The following is a 21125-nucleotide window of genomic DNA, read 5'->3' on the forward strand; positions in this document are numbered from 1 at the left end:
CTCATCATGGACGTGCGGTGTAGGAGCGCTAGCGCTCCGGCCGTGCCCGGTGCCGGGCGGAGGTAGGTCGCTCCCGTCGACGCAGACCACCAACGCCTCCGAAACAGCAACGCCGACGCAGACCACCGACGCGCCTCCGAAACACAGATGCCAATAAAAAGGCCGGCGCCCAACCACGGACCACCGGCCATAGGGTCGTACTGGCCTACGAAACTACTGAAACTTATACGTCAGACTCACACCAAACACGCGCGTCGACGGCTCCAACTGCACACCGCTATAAAACGCCTTCTCGTACGTATTCGAGAAGTAATCCTCGTCGAACACATTCTCCGCGTACGCCACCACTCGCACCCTCTCTCCTTCCACCCCCACTCGCAGATTCGTCACTTGATAGCTCGGCGCAATGAACGGCCACGTGTAGTACCGATACACATACGGATTCGAAAGCGTCTCAGCTCGGTAATTCCACTCCGCTCTGGCGAACGCTTCGAACGTCGACGAGATCGGCATCGTGTACTGGCCCTGCGCACCCGCCGTCCATTTCGGCGCATCCACCAGCGGCTTTCCTGACAGGTCCAACACCAGGCCATCGATCAACGCCGCCGGATAGTCTTCGTAGTTCGCCTTCAAATAGCCCAGCTGCGCACTGAGCTTGAACCGCTCCGTCACCGCCGCGTCCGCACTCAACTCCGCACCATAGCTGCGCGCCTTCGCCGCGTTCGCGATGCCGCTCACCGCTCTGATCGCGCCGTTGTCCAGGTACTGGAAGCGGATGAGCTGCTGCACGTCCTTCCAATCCATGTAGAACAGCGTGCCATCCAATCGCAGCCGGCGGCCCAGCAGGTCGAGTTTCAGGCCCGTCTCGTAGTTCCACAGGATTTCCGGCTTGAACTCGTTGCTCAGGTTGATGTTGTTGCTGCTTTGAGTACCGCCTGACTTGAAGCCTCGCGATGCCGTCGCGTACACCAGCACGTTCGACGCAGGCTCCCAACCGATCGTGAATCTCGGCGAGAAGTCGTCGAAATCGACTTTGCGATCGTTGATGCCCGTGAGCACTCCGTTGGAGCGCGTCACCGCATACGTGTCGACTTCCTCATACGAATAGCGTCCACCGATCACCATGTGCCACTGATCCGCGAACCGCCACGTAGCCTGTCCGAACACCGCCCAATATTTCGACGACGCCACCGAGTCGCCACCTGTCGTCTCCGTGCCCTCCGGCAGACGTTGCGGGCTCTCGCGACCGTGATACGTGGACTGGTCCATCGTGCCCTCGTCCTTGCCGATGGATGCGCCAATGCTCCACTCCAGCGTCTTCGTTCCCAGCGATTGCAGTCGCAGCTCGCCGCTGGTCGATTGGCGATTCAGCTGCAGATCTTCGTAGTAGAAGTCGTGACTGCCGCCGTCCACGTCGCCGTAGTTGAACACGTCCGATTCGATCTTGCCGGCGACTGCTGTCAGCGCCATGGAATCGAACTCGTACACCGCTCGGGTGCTGTAGTACTTGTACTCACTGCCCACGTTCTGCGGGCGATTGAAATTCACGCGGTCGTCGTTGTTGGGGTAGAAACCGACGCCGTCCGGATCGGTGATGTCGCCTTGACGATTGCCGTAGTACACCGCTCGCCAGGTCGCAGTGATGAAGCCGGTCGGCACCCCCACTCGCATGCCCGTCTGTTCATCGCTGTAGCTGTATGCGAAATCCCAAGTCAGGCGATCGTTTGGCGTGAGGCGCGCCTGGACGCGGCCGGTCTTGTAGTCGTAGTCGTTGCCGCCGCCGATCGGATTGATGTTTTTGATCCAGCCGTCGGATTCCTCGATCTGCCCCGAGGCGCGGATGGCGAAAATGCCGTCGACGATCGGAATGTTGATGACGCCGTGCCCGTTGCGCGTGTCAAAGCTGCTGTAATCCAGGCCAATCTCGCCATACCACTCGTTGCTGGGCTTCTTGGTGATGACATTGATCGCACCGCCCACGGCGTTGCGGCCGAAATACGTGCCCTGCGGGCCGCGCAGCACTTCGATGCGCTCCAGATCGACGATCTGTGGATTGCTGGTGCCGGCAACGACATTGAATTCATCGATGTAGAACGCGTAAGTCGCCGGCCGCACGTTGGCATATTGATTCAGCTGGTTGCTGATCCCGCGCATGCTCAAATCCTTGCGGTCGCGCGAGCCGTCGCTGCGGAAACTCACGTTCGGCGTCAGCGCAAAATAGTCCTCGATGCCTTTGACGTTCTGATCGCGCAATGTTCTCTCACCCACGGCGGTGATCGCGATCGGCACGTCCTGAATGGATTCGGCGCGCCGCTGTGCCGTCACGACCACTTCGTCGATATTCGGCTCTTTCGGCTCGGCGCTTTGCGCCTGAGCGGCTGCCAGCAAACAAAGCGCCGATGCGCCCAGAGATCCGTAACGACCGCAGCGTCGTATCGACGGCCGAGACCGAGTTGGCAGTGCCATGATGTACCCCATACGTTTTTGTGGTGAACGGCCAGCAGCGTTGCCTCACCATAGGATGCTCTTCGCATATGCGGGTACAAGCACATGCGCGCGCGATGTTTGTTGCGCCCGACGCAACGTTCGAGCGTGATGGAATCAGGCGGGAATGGAATGGCGTGACAGCGCCATTCCGGTGCGATCAAACTCTCAGGCGCCCCAATTCGGCGAGCACACCTGGTGCAGCTGGGCCGATGACCACATGAACGCTGTGAGCCATCGGCCTCACAACGCCACGCACTCCTGCGAGCTTGGCAACTTCAGCTGACACAACCGAGTCATCACGCACCGTGAAGCAAATACGACTCGCGGCTGCTCGCATGTCTCGAATGTTCTGCATGCCGCCGAGCGTTTGCAGCAATTGCTTCGCCGAGAGAGAACTCGCAACGGTCGGCGCCTCAGTCGCCGGAGCTGGTGACTCAGACGCAACGCTCGCGGGCAGTTTCAAGCCAGCCCGAATGGACGAAGCCAACTGGTCCGCGATCGGCCCAACGACGACTTGTAATGTTTGCTGTGACGGCCGCACGAAGCCACGGGCACCCAGCGCCTTGAGCGCTGCCTCGTTCACCGCCTTCTGATCGGCGATCGACAACCGCAGGCGCGTCGTGCATGCATCGACAGCGACCAGATTGCCTGCGCCGCCGAGCCCACGAATCCAACTTTGAACTGCATCGTCTTGCGTGCCCGCATCAGTAGTTGTTCTCGCGGTGTCTTCGATCTCACGACCCGGCGTTGCGAGATTGAAGCGAGCGATGAAGAATCGGAACAGTCCGTAGTACAACGCGAAGTACACCAGGCCGATGGGCACGAGCCAGAGCGGCTGCGTGGCTTTACCGAAGTTGAGCACGTAGTCGAACAGGCCTGCGGAGAACCCGAACCCGAGTCGCACCTTCAGCAGATCCATCCCCGCCATCGCGATGCCGGTCAGCACCGCGTGAATGCCGTACAACACTGGCGCCAGGAACATGAAAGAGAATTCGATGGGCTCGGTGACACCGGTAAGGAACGACGTCAGCGCCATCGAGAACAGCATGCCGCCGATCGCTGCACGTCGATGCAGTGGCGCCGCCTGATACATCGCGAGGCACGCCGCCGGCAAACCGAACATCATCACGGGAAAGAATCCGGACATGAAAGCGCCCGCGGTCGGGTCGCCCGCGAAGAAACGCTTGAGGTCGCCGGTCACGCCATGAAAGTCCCCTAGCAGGAACCAGGCGACGTTGTTCAGGATGTGATGCAAACCGGTCACGATGAGTACGCGGTTCAGCACGCCATACGCAAACAATCCTATGGAGTCGGATGCCAGAACCGCGTCGCTGGTCGCATCCATGCCGCGCTCGAGGATGGGCCAGCCGAAACCGAACGCCAGCGCAAGCACGATGCCGGCCGTGCCGCTCGCGATGGGCACGAAACGTCGGCCGCCGAAGAACGCCAGATAGGCAGGCAGACGAATGTCGCTGTAACGGTTGTAGAAATAGCCGGCGATCAATCCATTGAGCAAACCGGCGGGGACACTGAGTTTCGCAAGCTCGCGTTCACGAAACGCCGCGATGGCAAAGTCACGTGCCTGATCGGCCAGCTGCGCAGTCACTTCCGGCGGCACCGAGATCAGCACTTCTGCGCCTTTCGTCGTCACCAGATAGCCCACCACGCTCGCCAATCCTGCCGCGCCATGATTCTCACGTGCCAGGCCGACGGCGACGCCAATCGCAAACAGCAATCCGAGATTGGAAAAGATCGCGTCGCCAGCAGCGGCGATCGCGGGAATGTTGAGCAGATCCTGCTGACCGAGTCGTAGCAGCAGCGCCGCGACAGGCAACACGGCGATCGGTAGCATCAGCGCGCGGCCGACGGACTGCAAACCGGTAATTATATTTTTCATCGCATCACCCCTGCGGAAGCTCTGCTACTCCGCCGCCAGCACACCCCGCGCCGGCGTCATTGCTTCATTGGCCAGTGCACGAACTGCCTCCGCCGTATCCATCCCAAGCGCGCGTTGCGCCAGCGAACGGCACGCATCGACAGTGACAGTGCGGATCAAGCTTTTCAGTTGCGGCACCAGAGTCGGCACCACCGACAACTCACGCACACCGAGGCCGATGAGAATGGGCACTGCCGCGGGCTCCGATGCCAGGCCGCCGCACACCGCGACCAACTTGTCGTGCTCATTGGCGGCGTCGACTGTCATCGCGATCAAGTTCAAGACCGCCGGGTGCAAGCCGTCGATGCGATGAGCCAGCTCGGCATGGCCTCGATCCATCGCGAGCGTGTACTGAGTGAGATCGTTGGTCCCGATGCTCAGGAAATCTACTTCGCGCGCGATACGGGCGGCGATTACTGCCGATGCAGGCGTTTCGATCATTGCGCCCACTTGCACGGCTGAGGCGATGCCCAGCTCACGTCGCACTTCATCGAGCATCCGCCGGACTGCGCGAATCTCAGCCGGATCCGTAATCATCGGCAGGAGCACGCGACACTGTTCGACTGGCTGCACTCGAAGAATGGCTCGCAGCTGGACTCTCAACAGATCTGGACGCCACAGGCTCGTGCGCACGCCCCGCAAGCCGAGCGCCGGGTTTTCTTCGGGCGGTAACGGCAAGTATGGGATCGGCTTGTCGCCGCCGATGTCCAATGTGCGAATGACGAGCGGTCGCTTTTCGAGCGCGTGGGCGATGCCCTGATATTGCTGGAGCTGCTCGTCTTCGCTCGGCGGCGCGTCGCGTTCCAGGAACAGAAACTCGGTGCGTAACAGCCCGCATCCTTCGGCACCGTGCGCGACGGCGACTTGGGCTTCGGCGATGGAGCCGAGATTGGCGAACACTTCGATGCGCTCACCGTCGGCCGTGCGACAGTCCACATGCGCCGCCGCCCGTTCGCTCTGCTGGCGCTGCTTTCGCTGCGTCAACGTTTGTTCCGCGGCGGCCAGAGCGACTTGATCGGGAGAAATGGTGAGCGTGCCCTGCTCGGCATCGAGCACCAGCCACGCATCGTCTGCAACGCTCAGTACCGACTGGCCGAGTGCAACGAGCGCGGGGACGCCCATCGCGGCTGCGAGGATTGCAACGTGTGAGGTTGGGCCGCCGCCGGCGAGGCAAATGCCGGCGAGCCTGGTGGCGTCGAGTGACACGAGCTGAGAAGGCTTGAGATCTTCGGCGACCAGGATGGCGCGATCGGGAAGCTGAGGAATCGTGGCGGGCGCTTCGCCGCTGAGGGCGAGCAGCACCTGAGATTCCAGGTCGATCAGGTCGTCCACTCGCTCGGACATCCGCGGCTCGCCGAGCGCACGCAGCGTGTCTGCGCTGTCGCGAACCGCACGACGCCAGGCAAAGGCGGCGCTCTTGGCACGAGAGATAGTACGACGAGCGGAGGCGACGAGCTCCCAATCGTCGATAAATTCGAGATGAGCGGTGATGACGTCTTTGGCGGGCCCTTGTGAGTGCTGAGCAAGTTGAGTGAGCCGAGCGCGGACTTCGTCACGCGCGCGTTCGAACTCTGCGCTCTCGTGAGCGATGCCTTTGCCGGCTTCGACGACGGCGATTTCGGCAGCTCTCAGAGTAACCGCCCGGCCGACTGCGAGACCGCGGCTGGCGATGACACCGCGCAGCTTGTTAGAACTCGCAGGCGTCGACACAACAGCAGGTGGTTCTTCTGCAGTGGTTTTGATGGGAGCAGCGGCGTGCGGCGCTTCCTTGATCCCAAGCACCAGCTGCTTGAGCTGATCGAGTACGGCTGCACCGGCGCCGCGAGCGGTCAGCGTTATCTCATCGCCGTGTTTCACGCCCAGCACCATCAGCGACACCGCGCTTCTCGCGTTAGCGCTGCGGCCATGCGCCGAGATAGCAATTTCCTGTGGCTGCGTCTTCGCAAAATTGGCGATCAATGCCGCCGGTCGTGCGTGGATGCCGTGCTCCAGCGGTACGACGAAGCTCAGAGTGTGTTCCTGCGACGTTTCGCCTGAGACCGCCGCAACGCTTCCCGCAGTCGCGATCACCTCAAACAAAGCATCGCCAACATCGACAGCCAACGCCACACACGCATTGGCGACCGAAAACCGATCGCCATTGGTCACCAGCATCGGCGTGATCAAACTCTTCGCCCCACGGGCCAGCACATCGAGATCGAACTTCAACAACGGCTGCCCACGACTCACACGCGCTCCCGGCTGCACGAGCGCCTCAAAACCATTCCCACCCAACGCAACGGTGTCGATACCCACGTGCAGAAGAATCTCCGCCCCGTTGTCCGCCCTCAATGCAACCGCATGCTTGGACGCAGCGACCGACACAATCTCGCCATCACACGGCGCGTGCAGCGTATCGCCCGTGGGATCGATGGCGACGCCGTCGCCGAGGAAACGCTGCGCAAACACCTCATCCGGCGTCTCCTCTAACGACGCGCACCAGCCGCGCAGCGGCGAATGCAACTTCAGCAGCGTTGCAGAACCGCTCATTCCGTCCCCGCGACCGCGTCGGTCTTCAATTCGATGGAATCGATCACCCAGATCGGATCCACGCTCTTGCGCGTGAACATGAAGCACAGATCATGAATGCCTTCACGAGGCGCAATACTCGCCGACGGCAAAGTGGTCACCGCGTAATTCTTGACCGCCGGCGCCAGCGGCAGCACGGCAATGCGCTCGCCCTTGCAATCATCGAGACGCACTTCCAACTCACCCGCAGGCGTCGCTGGCTTGTGCAGTGGAATCTGCTTCACAGCATCGCCGATCTGGAAATTGAACGGCACCTGGCCGACCGCGGCGACCAGCGAATTTGCTTTGGCAAGGTCCGCGCCCTTGAACAACCAGCACGGCTCCATGATGTCGACCTTGAAGACGGCGCGCTCACCCGAGATCGGCGCATCGTCCTCCAACGACAGTGCAATCTTGTCCGTGCACAGCGCCATCTCGTGGCTGCTGCGCCGAAGAGGATCCACTGGCCGCGGCAGCGGCGCCTCGGCGAAGCGAACGTCGAGCACCCTGTAACGTTCGAGCTGCGCCGGCAGGCGCTCGGAGAACCCGGCCCAATCCTTGGTGTGCGACCAACCGACCTCTGCGATTGCGGCCGCTCGCGGGAAGGCCATGAACTCGACTCGGGCCGGCGTACGGATGTGCTCGGTCCAGATATTCGCCTGGACACCGAGGATATGTTTGCGTTGCTGTTCGCTGATGACCGCCGGCGCCGGATCGAACGCATATACATCTTGCACCGTCGATATCTCAACCCGACCCGGCGAGCTCGGCGTATCGAACGGCCGTCGATCGAAATAAAGCGTCGGCTGCGGCGACAACACGGTGTCGTGCCCCGCCGCTGCAGCGGCCACCGCACCATCGATGCCACGCCACGACATCACCGTCGCATTCGGCGCCAGTCCGCCTTCGAGGATCTCATCCCAACCGATCAAACGCCGCCCTTGGTTGCTCAAGAACGCTTGCATCCGCTCGATGAAATGAGCCTGCAGCGCGTGCTCGTCCTTGACGCCGAGCTCGCGCATACGCGCCTGCACCCGAGCCGAAGCTTTCCATTGGTCCTTGACGGCCTCATCGCCGCCGACGTGGATGTATTCGCTCGGGAACAGGGCGAGCACCTCGCTCAGCACGTCCTGCAGGAACCCGAAGGTGGACTCCTCGACGTTGAAGAGAGCGGGGTAGACGCCCCAGTCGGCCGGCACCTGTCGTGGCGGATTGTCGAGGACGGCAAGCTTCGGGTAAGCGGCGATCGCCGCGCTCGCGTGCCCGGGCATGTCGATCTCGGGCACGATGGTGATGTGGCGCGCAGCCGCGTAAGCCACGATGTCGCGCACCTGATCTTGCGAATAGAAGCCGCCGTAAACGCGCGGCCTGCCGGTGGTCGGATCGATATCCGCCGCCGCCGCAGGGCCGGCGGGCACGCGCCACGCGCCGACTTCGGTCAGCTTCGGGTACTTCTTGATCTCGAGCCGCCACGCCTGGTCGTCGGTTAGATGCCAGTGCAGGACATTCAGCTTGTGCAGCGCCATCACGTCGATGAACTGCTTGATGAACTGCGGCGACTGGTAATGCCGCGCAGAGTCCAGCATCAGGCCGCGCCAGCGGAAGCGCGGCGCATCCGTGATCGTCAGCGCCGGCACATCGATCGTCGTCGCGCCTGGCGCACTGGGCGCTTCGGCTGTGAGCAGCTGCCACAAGCTCACCGCCCCATAGAAAAGGCCGCGAGGGCTGCGTGCGGATACGGTTATTCCTCGGGGGGATGCATCGAGTGAATACCCCTCATCATCCGGCGTGCCCTCATCGGCCAGAAGCTTGAAGCTGATCGCGCCGCTCGCATCGGAGTTGCGCGCCGTCAGCGCCATGCCTCGCGTACGCTGCATCAGATCGATGAAGTACCGGGCCGTCGCTTCTGCGGGCGAACCGTTTTCGAACACCACAGGGGTGGACGTAGTCACAGCGAATTGCCCCGCTGCGCGCGTCAGTTCGCGCGGCGCCGGAATAATTGATACCGGCAGTGTTGTCGCAGCAGTGGCCGGTGAATCAGAAACAGGCTTGCTGCAACCGGCGACTGCGGCGACGAACGTGCAGCAGATCAGTGTGAGTATTCTGCGTTTGCGCTGCATGAGCGGCTGCACCAAACAAGGACAACACGACGTCCGCACGCAACATCCCCCTGCGCGATTGGCTCGCGACTCAACGTGGTCGAACGAGAGAAGGCCCGCAACCCGGTATCGGATTGCGGGCGAGCCTCGTCAGAACTTGGTTCGGACGTTCAGGTAGTACTGACGCCCGTTAGTGTAGAACGCGGTCGGGATATGCGCGCTCTGGTAGTACTTAATTTCCGGATCGTTGACGTTCAGCGCATCCAGGCTCACGCTCAGCCACTCCGTGGGCTTGTAGCTCAGTGCGATCGCCAGGGTGCCGAACTCGTCCTGGTAGTACGGATTGGTGCCCGACAAGCCAATCAGGAACTCGGAGCGATAGGTGTAACTCACGCGTGCGCCGAAGGTGTCGTTCTCGAAGTAGGCACCCAGGTTGTAGGTGTCCTTCGAATTGCCCACCAGGTTGTTGCTGCCATCGGCCCAGGTGTGGGCGGTCTTGCCATCCGAGTAGGTGTAATTGGCGTTGAAGCCGAACCAGTTGCCGATGGGCTGCTCGTAGGTCAGCTCAACGCCCGTCACCTGGCCGTTGGAATTGACCGGAACCGCGACTTGGTACTCCTCGAGCTGATTGGTCAGCTCGCTGAACAGCATCCGTGATTCGGTACCGAAGGCAATGTAGTCCTTCAGATCCATCGAAAAGGCGCCGACAGACAGCAGGCCGCGCGGCATGAAGTACCACTCGATGTTGCCATCGAAGTTGGTGGACAGCACCGGCTTCAGGTTCGGGTTGCCGCCGCCGCCCCTCCGGGTCAGATCCGAACCCCAGCTGGACGCACCCAATGCCGAGAAGTCCGGCAGCGTCTGGGTCTGGGAAGCGGCAAAGCGGAACACCACGTCGTTCGCCATATTGAACTTCAGGTTCGCGCTGGGCAGCACGCGGCTGTGCTTGTTGCTGGCGTTCTGGTAGATCCAATTGCCGAACAGGCTCGACACATCGGCGTTGGCCGCATCCGTGACAGCCTGATAGGAGCTGATGTCCTGGTCGACGTTGACATAGCGCAAGCCGACGTTGCCGGACCACTCATTGCCAGCGAAGTTGCCTTGCACGTAGGCGGCGAAGTTCTTCTCGGCCACCAACCATTCGGCACCGTAGTTGTGGCGGCCGTCCGGGCCGTCGTCGTTCGACAGCCAGGTGGAGTTGTTGACGACAGCCTCCTTCAGCGCCTTCGGGGTGAAGTACCACAGATCGCGCGGGAAGTTGCCGCCGATGCTGCTGGCGAAGCCGCTCGGGTAGCGGCTGGTGGCGCCGTTCTGTAGCGCGGGCCAGATGGCGCCCGGGGTGGCGCCCTCCGGAGACAGCGATTCACGCTCGTGGTCGGCGTAGCGGGCACCGAAGTCGAGCGAAGTCAGGGGACCGATGGCCATGTCCTGGGTGAAATCCAGGTTGATCCAGTCTTCCTTGTCCTTGGCGGTGACTTGCTGATTGCCCCAGGTACCGAAACCGGTCACGCCGGCCGGGGTGATGTCGCCCCCCACACTCCAGTCCAGCGGCGAGCCGTTGCCATGGCTGGTCCAGCTGGCGCCGCCGCCGCTGGCCAGGTTCACTTCGGCGATGTACTGGCGCTCCGTCTGGCCTTCGCCCTTGGTGGTGCCCACCTGGACCTTGGAGCTCAGGGTGTCGTTGATCTGCCAGTCGGCATCGAAGGTGACGTAGCTGCTCTTGGCCGTCGCTTCGCGATAGATCATGTCGTACACCGCGTAGTTTCGGCCGGCTTCGCCCGCATACGTCGCCTTGGTCAGCACGCCGTTCTCGACGGTGTAACCCGGCAGGGGCGACTGGCTGTTGGCAAAGGCACTGCCCCACAGCATGAAGTTGCGGTTGTAGTTGTCGGCCTCCATGTCCGAAAGGAAGCCGCTCAGGCCGAGGGTCAGGTTGTCGGAAGGCCTGAACTGCACTTCCAGCAAGCCGCCTTTGCGATCACGGACCTGTTCGAACAGGGTTGCGCCGACCAGGCCCGGCGCCCGAACCCCAACGAGGTCGGGATTGTTGATGCCGACTGGCGTGAGGTTCCCGTCGCCATCCCGGCCGGTGATCTCGAAGAAGCCACCCACGATTTCCTGCGCTTCGCGCCGCAGGGAGCGCTTTTGCTTGAACGCCTGGAGCATCACGCCGAAGGTGCCACCCTCGTTCTTGTAGTTGAACAGGCCCGACAGCTGCGGATCGTTGGCTTCGGCCTGATCGGACCGCACGCCGCCGACGGAAACCTCGGTCGTGAGCGTCTTGGCAAACTGCAATGGCTTGCGGGTGATGATGTTGACGGTGCCGGTGGTGCCGCCCTCTTGCAGCTTGGCCTGCGAGGACTTGTTGACTTCCACCGAGCTGACCAGCTCGGATGGCAGCAGGGTGTAGCTGACGCTCCGGCCGACGTTGTTGCCCTGGCTGAGCACGAACCAGTCGGCCGAACCGACGCTGTGGCCGTTGATCAGGGTCTGGGTCAGGCTCGGGCTGGTGCCGCGCATGCTGACGCGGTCGGATTCGTCAAAGCCGCCTTCATCCGCGCTGGATGAGCTGATGTTCACGCCGGGCAGGCTCCGCAGGGCGTCGGCCACGTTGTGTGCCGGCAGCTTGCCGACGTCCTCGGCAGTGACGACTTCCACGCGCGCTTCGGCTTCGCGCTTCACATCGAGCGACTTCTGCAAACTACCGCGGATGCCGGTGACAATGACTTCTTCAACGCCGCCCTGCGGCGTTGCAGAGGTTGCCTGTGAATATGCCGGAGCGGCCTGCTTCATCAATGCAATGGCAACCGCGGCGCTGATCAACGTCGAACGTCTTGTGCTCATGTGATGCCCCTACCCCTGTTGTGTTCTTGAGCGGACCAATATGGGGCCAATATAGTACCAGTCGGGCTTGAAATCCAAGTCTATTCGGTCTCCGCATAATTTGCTCGCATTATTGTCTCGCACATACAGCAACTTACGTCACCTTGCGCAGAGTAGAGCGGCTTTATTGGTATTGCATTGGTAGTACCAGGATGGCATCGTGCATGTCATGAGGCTACAACGCCGTCGCCTTTCAGCCGCGGTGGCATCTTTAGGAGAGGAGTTTGACGTCACTGTCCCCGTACCTGCGGCCGCTCGATGAATTGAGCACTCTGCCCCTGTACCAACAACTGCAGCGAAAACTCCGCGAAGCCATCGAGGCGCGCGTGCTCGGCCCGGAAGATGCTCTGCCGCCCGAGCGCGATCTGGCGGAAGAGCTCGCGGTGTCTCGCATCACCGTGCGCAAAGCCATCGACGGCCTGGTCGATGAAGGCCTGCTGATCCGCAAGCAAGGCTCGGGCACCTTCGTCACCAACCGGGTCGAAAAGAATTTCGCCAAGCTGACCTCGTTCTCCGAAGACATGCGCGCCCGCGGCCGCAAGCCTCGCAGTGTCTGGCTCGATCGCGCGGCCGGCACCGTCACTCCGGGTGAATCGCTCACACTGCGCTCGAGCCCCGGCACGCCCGTGTATCGATTCAGCCGAATTCGTTATGCCGACGACGCACCGATGGCATTGGAATATGCGACGGTGCTGGCCGACTGCCTGCCGTCGGTCGAGTCGGTGGAAACATCGTTGTATGAAGCGCTGGAGCGCACCGGCAATCGTCCCGTGCGCGCCCTGCAACGCTTGCGCGCCGTATTGCTTACTGCCGAACAGGCGCAATTGTTGAAAGCGCAAGAGAAAGACGCGGGCTTGCTGGTCGAGCGCGTCGGCTTTCTCAAGGACGGCCGGGCCGTCGAATTCTCACAGTCGTTTTATCGCGGCGACATTTATGATTTTGTCGCGGAGCTCAGCGCATCGTCATGACCATGGGTACGGACAGCCGCATGTTCAATGAAGCCGGCCAGGCACCCGACGTGGTGCGCGGCCAGCTGGAGCACAATGCGATCAACGTGCGACGTATTGGCGCACTGTTGAGAGAGATGAGCCCACGCGCAGTCGTCACTTGCGCACGCGGCAGCTCTGACCATGCGGCGACGTTCGCCAAGTACCTGATCGAGTCGCACACCAAGCTGCTGACGACCTCAGCCGCGCCGTCGATGAGCTCGTTGTACGACGCGCAACCGGATCTGCGCGGCGTCGTGTTTCTCGTGATCTCACAGTCCGGCAAGAGCCCCGACCTGCTCGCCTCTGCCGAGAATGCCAAGCGCAACGGCGCGTGCGTGATTGCACTGTGCAACTCGCCGGCATCGCCGCTCGCGCAGATGGCCCATCACACGATCCCATTGTGCGCCGGGCCGGAAACGAGCGTCGCCGCGACCAAGTCCTACATCGCATCGCTCAGCGCCATCGTGCATCTGCTGGCGTGCTGGACCTCCGATCAACCATTGATCAATTCGCTGATGCGCGCGCCGGAGCAGCTCGAACAAGCATGGCATCTCGACTGGAGCGCGGCAGTGCCGATACTGCAGCGAGCAAACAATCTGTTCGTGGTCGGCCGCGGTTACGGACTCGGCATTGCGCAGGAAGCGGCGTTGAAGTTCAAGGAGACCTGTGGCCTGCATGCCGAAGCCTTCAGTGCCGCCGAAGTCAAACATGGACCGATGGCGCTGGTCGGCCGCGGATTTCCCGTGCTGATGCTGTCGCAGAACGATGAGAGTCGCAGCGGCATCGAGAAGCTGGCCGCCGATTTCGTGGCACGCGGCGCGGACGTGCTGATTGCCGGCCCGCGAGTGGTGGATTCCATTTCGCTGGCCACCGTTTCAGCACATGCGGTGATCGAGCCGCTGCTCATGGTGCAGAGTTTTTATCGGATGGTTGCAACACTCGCACCGGCACGCGGCTTCGATCCCGATCAACCGCCACATCTCAACAAAGTGACCGAGACGCTGTAATGACGCTCGCGCTGGTCAATGGCCGCCTACTGCGCGACTCGGGATGGGTCGAGAACCAGGTCGTGCTCATCGAGGGAGCGCACATCGCGCGGCTCGTGCCGAGCGATTCAGAGTGGCACGCCGATATCATTTACGATCTGCAGGGCCAAACGCTGCTGCCCGGCTTCATCGACATCCAGGTCAACGGCGGCGGCGGCGTGCTGTTCAACGATGACCCGAGCGTCGCGTCGATTCGTGAGATCGGCCGCGCACATCGCCGCTTCGGCACGACCGGATTCCTGCCCACGCTGATCAGCGACGATCTCGACGTCGTCTCGCGCGCGGTGAAGGCGGCGCAAGATGCGATCGAGGCCGGCGTGCCCGGCGTGCTGGGCATCCACATCGAAGGGCCCTTCTTGAATGCAGCCCGCAAGGGCGTGCATGACGAGACCAAGCTGCGCTGGCTCAATGAAGATGCCCTGGGACTGCTGACTTCCCTCAAAGGCGGCAAGACGCTGGTGACGCTCGCGCCCGAGCGCACCACGCCGCAGATCATTCGCAAGCTCACCGATGCAGGCGTGATCGTCTCCGCCGGACACACGAACGGCACGTATGCCGAGATTCGTAGCGCACTGGATCATGGCTTGACCGGCTTTACGCATCTGTTCAACGCAATGTCACAACTCACGGGACGCGAGCCGGGTGCGGTCGGCGCGGCGCTGGACGATGACAACAGTTGGTGTGGAATCATCCTCGATGGCCATCACGTCGATCCGGTGGTGCTCAAGATCGCGATGCGCAGCAAGCGCCGGGATCGGTTCATGCTGGTGACCGACGCCATGCCGACGGTCGGCGCGCCCAACAAAACATTCAACCTGCAGGGCCGCCCGATCTCGGTGGCCGATGACAACATGCTGGTGGACGAAAACGGCCGTCTGGCCGGCTCGGACATCGACATGGCGTCCGCAGTCCGCAACTCGCTGGACATGCTCGACGTGGATTTGCCGCAGGCTGCGCGCATGGCCAGTCTCTACCCCGCTACGTTCCTTGGCCTGAATCATGAGCTGGGCCGCATCGAGCCGGGCTATCGCGCCGATCTGGTGCTGGTGGACGCGAGCCTCAACGTCATCGAGACCTGGATCGCCGGCAATCCTCGAAGTGACTGGTGACTAATGATTGGTGACTGGCCAGAATGACGCTTGGCCCACTGCCCAAACCGGCAGGGGGATTGAGGTCGCGGGGACAGCCTGAATTCGGACTATTCATTAGTCACGAGTCACCAGTCACTTCCCTGGCAGGGCAGGGGGAGCGGGATGCGGGGTAAAGGGAAAGCCACGTCGTTCGACATTGCCTATCGGGCCGGCGTGTCGCAGCCGACCGTGTCGCGCGCCTTGCGCGGCAGTCCAACGGTCAATGAGCAGACGCGCCAGCGCATCCTACAGATCGCCCACGAGCTCAACTACAAGGTCGACAAGAACGCCTCCAACCTGCGCAATCAGCAATCGGGCACGCTCGCGCTGCTGTTCTTCGAAGACCCCACGCTGGACGATTCGCTGATCAATCCGTTCTTTCTGTCCATGCTCGGCTCGCTGACCCGCGCCTGCGCCGTGCAGGGCTATGACCTGCTGATCTCGTTTCAGCAGCTGTCCAGCAACTGGCATGTCGAATATGAGGACAGCAAGAAGGCGGACGGCCTGATCCTGTTGGGCTACGGCGACTATCTGGAGTATGTGTCGCGCCTGGAGCTGCTCGTCGAGCAAGGCACGCATTTCGTGCGCTGGGGCGTGGTGCTGCCCGGCCAGCCCGGCGTCACCATCGGTTGCGATAACTTCCAGGGCGGCCGCGACATGACCCGGCATTTGCTCGATCAGGGCCGACGCAACATTGCGTTCGTCGGGCACGCCTCGGAGCACTATCCGGAGTTCCTGGAAAGATACAAAGGTTATTCGGACTCACTGCGCAACGCCGGACTGCCGGTGCGGTCGGACCTGCAGATCGATGCGTTTACGACCGAGCGCTCCGGCTTCGACGCGGTGAATGCGCTCATCGCGCGCGGTGTTTCATTCGATGCGCTGTTCTGCGCCAGCGACCTGATCGCGATCGGCGGGATGCGCGCGCTGGCGGATCGAGGCATCCGCGTGCCGCAGCAGGTCGCGGTGGCGGGCTTCGACGATATTCCTATCGCGAGCTTCACCAACCCCAGTCTCAGCACCGTGCAGCAGGATACGAAGGCAGCGGCAACGCTGCTGGTGGAAAGCCTGCTCGCGCTGATTCACGACGAGCCAGTGCAGAGCCACACGATGCCGGCGACGCTCGCGCTTCGACAATCGACCAAAAGCAGTTAATTGCGCGCAATCAATCGGATTCGAGTGATCTCGGACGGCGCGCCGAAGCGTTTCGGCGGCCCCCAGTAACCTGTGCCTCGGCTCGTATAAATCCACAACGAGCCGAGACGATCCAGCCCCGCCGTGAACGGCTGCTGGAAGCGCACGAAGAAATTCCAGGGCCAGAACTGACCGCCGTGCGTATGCCCGGAAAGCTGCAGATCAAATCCCGCCGCCGCGGCTTCAGGCGCCGAGCGTGGCTGATGCGCAAGCAGTATCTTCGCTCCAGCGTCCGCCGGCGCTTCGGCCAGCGCAGCGAACGGATCGCTGCGTTGGACGGGATCGAAGTGATGCGCGCCAAAATCCGTCACGCCCGCGATCACGAGCTTCGCATCCTCGTGATCCACCACAACGTGCTCGTTCATGAGCACTCGCATGCCGAGCCGACGCAGCTCCCGGGTCCACGCGCGCTCACCGGAGTAATACTCGTGATTGCCCGTGACAAAGAACGTTCCGTATCGGGCGCGCAGTTGCGATAACGGCTCCACATGCGACGCCAGCTCGCGAACGCTTCCATCGACCAGATCCCCGGTGATGGCGATCGCGTCCGCTTCCAAGCGGTTCACGGCCGCGACGATACCTTCGACGTAATCGCGTCGGATCGTCGGGCCGACATGGATGTCGCTGATCTGTGCGATCGAAAAGCCATGCAACGCCGCTGGCAGATTGGCGATCGGCACATCGACGTGCACCACTCGCGCGACACGACGAGCGTTGATGTATCCGATCAACGTCGCAAACGCCGCAGCCGCCACGACAATCCACGCGGACACCTCCTGCACTCGCCCGGTGGCCACCATTGGCGTGAACAACGCCGCGACCAGCAGGACCACATCCCGCACCAGCGTGAACACCAACAAAGACGAGAACAGACCCATCGCGATGAGCGCGGTCCACACCAGACGGTCGGCACCATCGGCACTCGTTTGACGCGATCTCGCCGTCAATCCCATCGGAATCAGGATCCACGAGGCCAGCAGCAACAGCGCGCCGACGACGTGCCCGGTCACGCCAATGGACAGGGCGGGCAAGAGGCGCAAACCGATGTAGACATGCAACAGGCCGAGCAGGCCCAGCATGATCAGGAAACCGCGTCGCAAGGAATCCGCTCCTGCCGCGTACACCGGGAGGTACAGCGGTCATGATATAGAGCGGGATAAATGGCCCTGCGCCAGGGAGATTACAAGCGGGGCGGCGGGAAAACTTCGCTCAGACCACTTTGAGGTTCAGCCAGGCCCGCGCAAAGCGCAGCTCACGTACGACCGCATCGGGTCGCAGATCCAGCAGGCGCGCAGTCTCCTTGACGCTGACGCCGGCGAAGTAACGCAGATCGATCATGCGGGCGCACAGCGGGTCCATGGCGTCCAGCCACGCCAGCCAGGCTTTCACGTCCGAGAAAGTCACGTCCGTGCCCCGCACCCGGCTATTCGGGCTAGCCGAGCCGATGACCAGCCGGCGCACCAGCGGCGCCACGAAAAATAGAAACCGCAGCCGCTCGAGCCCGGGGTGATGACCGCCAAAACGATTCTCGAACAGGGTCTCGAGCGTAGCGCGCAGCCGCGACGAGCAATCGGCGGCGTGCTCGCACAACTCGTCCCGGGTGGCGGTGGACATGCTTGCGAGCACTCGACCCGCGAGATTGGACATGGAAACTGGCGTGGACTGACTGGCGTCTGCCGTGCTCATTGGCCGGACCTTGCTACCCACCGTGAATCAATCGCTGCAGAGGTGCGCGCCCTGGCGCGCTCGCAGTCGCCGGGCGACCTCTTACTCAGACGTGGCAGCTCCGGAAAAACCTCAAGCAGCGGTCAAATAGATAGATGTAGGCATGAGCTCACGCAGCCCGTCCTACACTCTGTACATCCCGCAACATGGTTCGGCGCAACCGCGCCAGCATCAATAGAAAGCGGTTCAGAAAGCGATAGATGTTGTAGGGAACCCCGACACTCTGGCCAAACATCCGTGCAACGGCGTCGAACAAACAGCGCGAGAACAGCATGGTTATTTCATCCTGCTCAATCGACTCGCCGCCGATCCGTCGCTCGCGTTGCCAGGTGCGCAGCATCGTTTCCGTCTGATGCAAAACGAAATGCAGATACTGCACCAGGCTGATCCGCCACTTGAACCAGGTCGATTGACAGTAGCGATGCTCCCCCCAGGAGTCGTATGCCTCGTGCCAGCACCATTGCCCAGTCAACCCCACTGGCGCACGCTTTCTCACGTGGCGGCGCAGCTCCCAATCCAGCTGCAGTCCTTCGAAGTCCCGGTAGTAGAAACGCCCCCGCGGTATCAGATCGGGCGACAGCTCCAGCAACAGATCCTGCCCGTGCGCTTCGAGCAGCAACCCATGCTTCATCGTCAGCTCCAGCCACAGCCTGGCGAAGGGTGCGCAGAGGACGTCGTGCATGAACTCCACCGGCGTCATGCCGGTGCGCTCGAGAATGGACAGCAACAATGGCACGCGCTCGCCGCTGCCACCGATCAGGGAGAACAAGGGCGCAAGCACGACCCGCCCCGCTTTGACCTCGGCAGGAATGGAACGCACGATCGCGCCCATCCCCGGCTCGCCGCGCGGCGTGAACGCAAGCGTCTCGGGCAGATAGCACAAGGTGGCCGGCAAATCATCGAGCTCGGCGTGCACCAGCGCAGACAGACCGACGCTGCGCCCGGCCTTGATTCGAGTCACGCGCCGATCGCCGAATATCGGCGAATGCAACGATGTTTTTATAAAAGTCGCTTGCTCGGGACTCGCTTCGGGCCAGGCGAGCACGGTGCGAGTACTCGATGTCGCGACCGCCCAGATTCGCTCGCCGCTGTCGCGCGCGTCCGTCATTCGCAGCAGCTCGCGATAGGAGTCGATGGCGGAAGGATGTATCGGCAGCAATATTGAATCATCGACCGCGGTATCGGCGCAGAACTGCATCGTATCGGCGCCTGTGGATCCCGCACCGATCACATGCAGGTAACGGCGCGGCACCCGGAAGCAAGGCAACTGAAAAACGCCGCAGTTCTGTGCGAAGTACTTGACATCAAAGCCCGGATCGCGCGCCGTGCGCTGATACAGATGCGGCTCGTGGAGATGAAATCGTTCGAATGTCAGCCAGGCGCGCAACGCCGGCGAAAGCTGCTGAACGAGCGCTTCATCATTGGGCCGCCACGCCGACGTCGATAGCATTCCCTGCTCCGATCGTTGCTGATTGGGTCATACGACGCGCAGAGAATTAACATCTGAGGGATAGCGAGGCAACGCTGGCGCGCATTCTCCAATAATCAAAGACTGTGCCGGACCACTGCCGGGCCGTGATGCTCGCTCGCGGCGCAGCAAATTTTCGTAAGAATTCACGACAGCGGACCCACATTTGCCGCCGGCTGCCGTTCAGCAGCCCATTGCCCACCGCGAAACCGGACTTGCAACTCAGACCGCTTGGCAAAACTCTCTGCGCGCGCCATCAGGCCGATGGCGTGTCAATTGTTACCAAGGGAGTACTAGTCATGATGAAGCTCGGCAAAGTCTCAGTGGAAACCCGTGGCGATAAGCTGTCGTTCTTTCCGGAAGTGTCCGGCGAGCTCGAGGTTTTCATCTGAGCATGCATGAGCGGTCGTGAATGACCGCTCGTGCACGCGGGGTGCACGGCGCAAGCCGTGCACCTTGGACGCTTCAACGAAGGAGCCGGTTGCTCATGGACGACTACCGCCTGCCTGTGCACGTGCACTGCTGTCAACGTGGCACTGCTTTTGTTTTTCTCGATCTGAAACAAGACGATTACACACTGGTGAGCGGCCCGGCGGCCGATGCGCTGCGCGCCCTCGCCAATCATGATGCAAAGTCAACGACAGCATCCGGCGATCCACTGGTCGAGCTCGAGCAGGGGGGACTACTGACCAAGGCGCATGCAGCCGCTCGACCATTCGCGCCCACCGACGTCGATCCCGCGAACGAAACACTGCTGGATCCCGATGAGCCACCCACTGCCACCGCGCGCATCGCGGACTGGTGGAACTTCATCGCTGCCTGCACTTCCGCAGCAGCGCGTCTGCGGTGGCACCCGATAGAACGCACGGTGACGAGCGTTGCGAAACGCAAAGCCTTGCACGCTGGTCGCAAACCGCTCGACGTCGACGAGGCACGCAGACTCACAGCGGTATTTCATCGACTGCGGCGCTTGTTCCCTGCGAACTACCTGTGCCTGTTCGACTCGCTGGCGCTGGTCGAATTCCTGGCCCGTTATGACGTCTTTCCGACCTGGGTGTTTGGCGTGCGGCTGGAGCCGTGGGGTGCACATTGCTGGATTCAGCATGGGCCCTTCACGTTCAACGAAGGCGTCGAGAAGGCAGCCAGCTACACCCCCATCATGGCGGTCTGAGAGAGAGCTCCCATGTATCGCTACATTGCTGCCGTTTGGCAGCCACGCGCTGTCGCGGGCCTGTGCGCCGCGGATTGCCTGCAGCGTCTGAATACGGCGCTGCGTCGCTGGTCAGTCGCATTCGACGAACCCGGCATTCTCGTTCTGCATTCCAGGTACAACCAGAGCGCGCCGGACAAGTATCCGTTGCACCGGGACGCCGGCGTGATCGTCGGTCGGTTGTTCGACCGACGCCAGGAGGACTACTCGCGCCCAGCCGACATCCGCTTCGGCGAGAGTGAAACGAGCAACCTCATCGCCACCGCCGGGCAACATCTGATCGATCACTACTGGGGCTCGTATCTGGCGATACTGCGTGATGGCAGCAGCGGTCGGCTGCACATCTTCCGCGATCCGATCGGCACTCTGCCGTGCTATCACGCGCGCCATGCGGGCATCGATCTGTTCTTC

The 21125-nt window shown here is 62.1% G+C and carries 13 protein-coding genes and 1 pseudogene; 6 read left to right on the forward strand and 8 right to left on the reverse strand.

Going from position 1 to position 21125, the window contains the following annotated elements; genetic code table 11:
* Positions 1-213 precede the first annotated feature (213 nt).
* The 5 genes from D0550_RS19015 to D0550_RS19035 all read right to left on the reverse strand — a co-directional run bounded on the left by D0550_RS19015 (position 214) and on the right by D0550_RS19035 (position 11913).
* On the reverse strand, positions 214-2466 hold the full coding sequence (locus D0550_RS19015; RefSeq protein ID WP_161965925.1) for a TonB-dependent receptor: 2253 nt from the start codon (positions 2464-2466) through the stop codon (positions 214-216).
* A gap of 178 nt (positions 2467-2644) precedes the next feature.
* Complete coding sequence (nagE, locus tag D0550_RS19020) at positions 2645-4384, reverse strand: N-acetylglucosamine-specific PTS transporter subunit IIBC (RefSeq protein ID WP_116810779.1); 1740 nt, start codon at positions 4382-4384, stop codon at positions 2645-2647.
* A gap of 24 nt (positions 4385-4408) precedes the next feature.
* Entirely contained in the window at positions 4409-6952 is a 2544-nt protein-coding gene (ptsP, locus tag D0550_RS19025) for a phosphoenolpyruvate--protein phosphotransferase (RefSeq protein ID WP_116810780.1), read from the reverse strand.
* Positions 6949-9090 (reverse strand): family 20 glycosylhydrolase, encoded by a 2142-nt coding sequence (locus D0550_RS19030; protein WP_116810789.1) that lies wholly within the window; start codon positions 9088-9090, stop codon positions 6949-6951. Before D0550_RS19030 ends, ptsP begins: the two co-directional genes overlap by 4 nt.
* A gap of 129 nt (positions 9091-9219) precedes the next feature.
* A complete protein-coding gene (locus D0550_RS19035; protein WP_116810781.1) occupies positions 9220-11913 on the reverse strand; it encodes a TonB-dependent receptor in 2694 nt (897 codons plus the stop codon).
* A gap of 263 nt (positions 11914-12176) precedes the next feature.
* On the opposite strand from D0550_RS19035, the gene D0550_RS19040 reads away from it, so the two are divergent.
* The 4 genes from D0550_RS19040 to D0550_RS19055 all read left to right on the forward strand — a co-directional run bounded on the left by D0550_RS19040 (position 12177) and on the right by D0550_RS19055 (position 16272).
* The gene (locus D0550_RS19040) at positions 12177-12920 is read left to right on the forward strand and encodes a GntR family transcriptional regulator (RefSeq protein WP_116810782.1); all 744 of its coding nucleotides are present in this window, start codon (positions 12177-12179) and stop codon (positions 12918-12920) included.
* Positions 12917-13948: an SIS domain-containing protein gene (locus D0550_RS19045; protein WP_206606398.1), complete on the forward strand. Its 1032-nt coding sequence runs from the start codon at positions 12917-12919 to the stop codon at positions 13946-13948. The genes D0550_RS19040 and D0550_RS19045 overlap by 4 nt, the downstream gene beginning before the upstream one ends.
* A complete protein-coding gene (gene nagA / locus D0550_RS19050; RefSeq protein WP_116810783.1) occupies positions 13948-15096 on the forward strand; it encodes an N-acetylglucosamine-6-phosphate deacetylase in 1149 nt (382 codons plus the stop codon). The genes D0550_RS19045 and nagA overlap by 1 nt, the downstream gene beginning before the upstream one ends.
* A 144-nt stretch (positions 15097-15240) precedes the next feature.
* On the forward strand, positions 15241-16272 hold the full coding sequence (locus tag D0550_RS19055) for a LacI family DNA-binding transcriptional regulator (protein WP_116810784.1): 1032 nt from the start codon (positions 15241-15243) through the stop codon (positions 16270-16272).
* Here the strand turns inward: D0550_RS19055 and D0550_RS19060 are convergent.
* The 3 genes from D0550_RS19060 to D0550_RS19070 all read right to left on the reverse strand — a co-directional run bounded on the left by D0550_RS19060 (position 16269) and on the right by D0550_RS19070 (position 19486).
* Positions 16269-17390, reverse strand: coding sequence for a metallophosphoesterase (locus D0550_RS19060; RefSeq protein ID WP_116810791.1), 1122 nt, complete (start codon positions 17388-17390; stop codon positions 16269-16271). The two genes, D0550_RS19055 and D0550_RS19060, sit on opposite strands and share 4 nt — an antisense overlap.
* Positions 17391-17520: 130 nt before the next feature.
* Positions 17521-17997 (reverse strand): ECF-type sigma factor, encoded by a 477-nt coding sequence (locus D0550_RS19065; protein ID WP_116810785.1) that lies wholly within the window; start codon positions 17995-17997, stop codon positions 17521-17523.
* A 148-nt stretch (positions 17998-18145) separates the two neighbouring features.
* Positions 18146-19486, reverse strand: a complete 1341-nt coding sequence (locus D0550_RS19070; protein ID WP_116810786.1) for a hypothetical protein — start codon at positions 19484-19486, stop codon at positions 18146-18148.
* A 505-nt stretch (positions 19487-19991) separates the two neighbouring features.
* On the opposite strand from D0550_RS19070, the gene D0550_RS19075 reads away from it, so the two are divergent.
* Both D0550_RS19075 and D0550_RS19080 read left to right on the forward strand, forming a co-directional pair.
* On the forward strand, positions 19992-20675 hold the full coding sequence (locus tag D0550_RS19075) for a lasso peptide biosynthesis B2 protein (RefSeq protein ID WP_161965926.1): 684 nt from the start codon (positions 19992-19994) through the stop codon (positions 20673-20675).
* A gap of 12 nt (positions 20676-20687) precedes the next feature.
* Positions 20688-21125 (forward strand): annotated as a pseudogene (locus tag D0550_RS19080) (hypothetical protein); the annotation flags it as partial.

The sequence above is a fragment of the Steroidobacter cummioxidans genome, assembly GCF_003104955.1.

Coding starts and splice junctions, on each gene's coding strand:
- D0550_RS19060 (WP_116810791.1), bottom strand. CDS start 17,390: ATGCTGGGCCTGCTCGGCCTGTTGCATGTCTACATCGGTTTGCGCCTC.
- D0550_RS19075 (WP_161965926.1), top strand. CDS start 19,992: ATGGACGACTACCGCCTGCCTGTGCACGTGCACTGCTGTCAACGTGGC.
- D0550_RS19045 (WP_206606398.1), top strand. CDS start 12,917: ATGACCATGGGTACGGACAGCCGCATGTTCAATGAAGCCGGCCAGGCA.
- nagE (WP_116810779.1), bottom strand. CDS start 4,384: ATGAAAAATATAATTACCGGTTTGCAGTCCGTCGGCCGCGCGCTGATG.
- nagA (WP_116810783.1), top strand. CDS start 13,948: ATGACGCTCGCGCTGGTCAATGGCCGCCTACTGCGCGACTCGGGATGG.
- D0550_RS19015 (WP_161965925.1), bottom strand. CDS start 2,466: ATGGCACTGCCAACTCGGTCTCGGCCGTCGATACGACGCTGCGGTCGT.
- D0550_RS19030 (WP_116810789.1), bottom strand. CDS start 9,090: ATGCAGCGCAAACGCAGAATACTCACACTGATCTGCTGCACGTTCGTC.
- D0550_RS19035 (WP_116810781.1), bottom strand. CDS start 11,913: ATGAGCACAAGACGTTCGACGTTGATCAGCGCCGCGGTTGCCATTGCA.
- ptsP (WP_116810780.1), bottom strand. CDS start 6,952: ATGAGCGGTTCTGCAACGCTGCTGAAGTTGCATTCGCCGCTGCGCGGC.
- D0550_RS19070 (WP_116810786.1), bottom strand. CDS start 19,486: ATGCTATCGACGTCGGCGTGGCGGCCCAATGATGAAGCGCTCGTTCAG.
- D0550_RS19065 (WP_116810785.1), bottom strand. CDS start 17,997: ATGAGCACGGCAGACGCCAGTCAGTCCACGCCAGTTTCCATGTCCAAT.
- D0550_RS19055 (WP_116810784.1), top strand. CDS start 15,241: ATGCGGGGTAAAGGGAAAGCCACGTCGTTCGACATTGCCTATCGGGCC.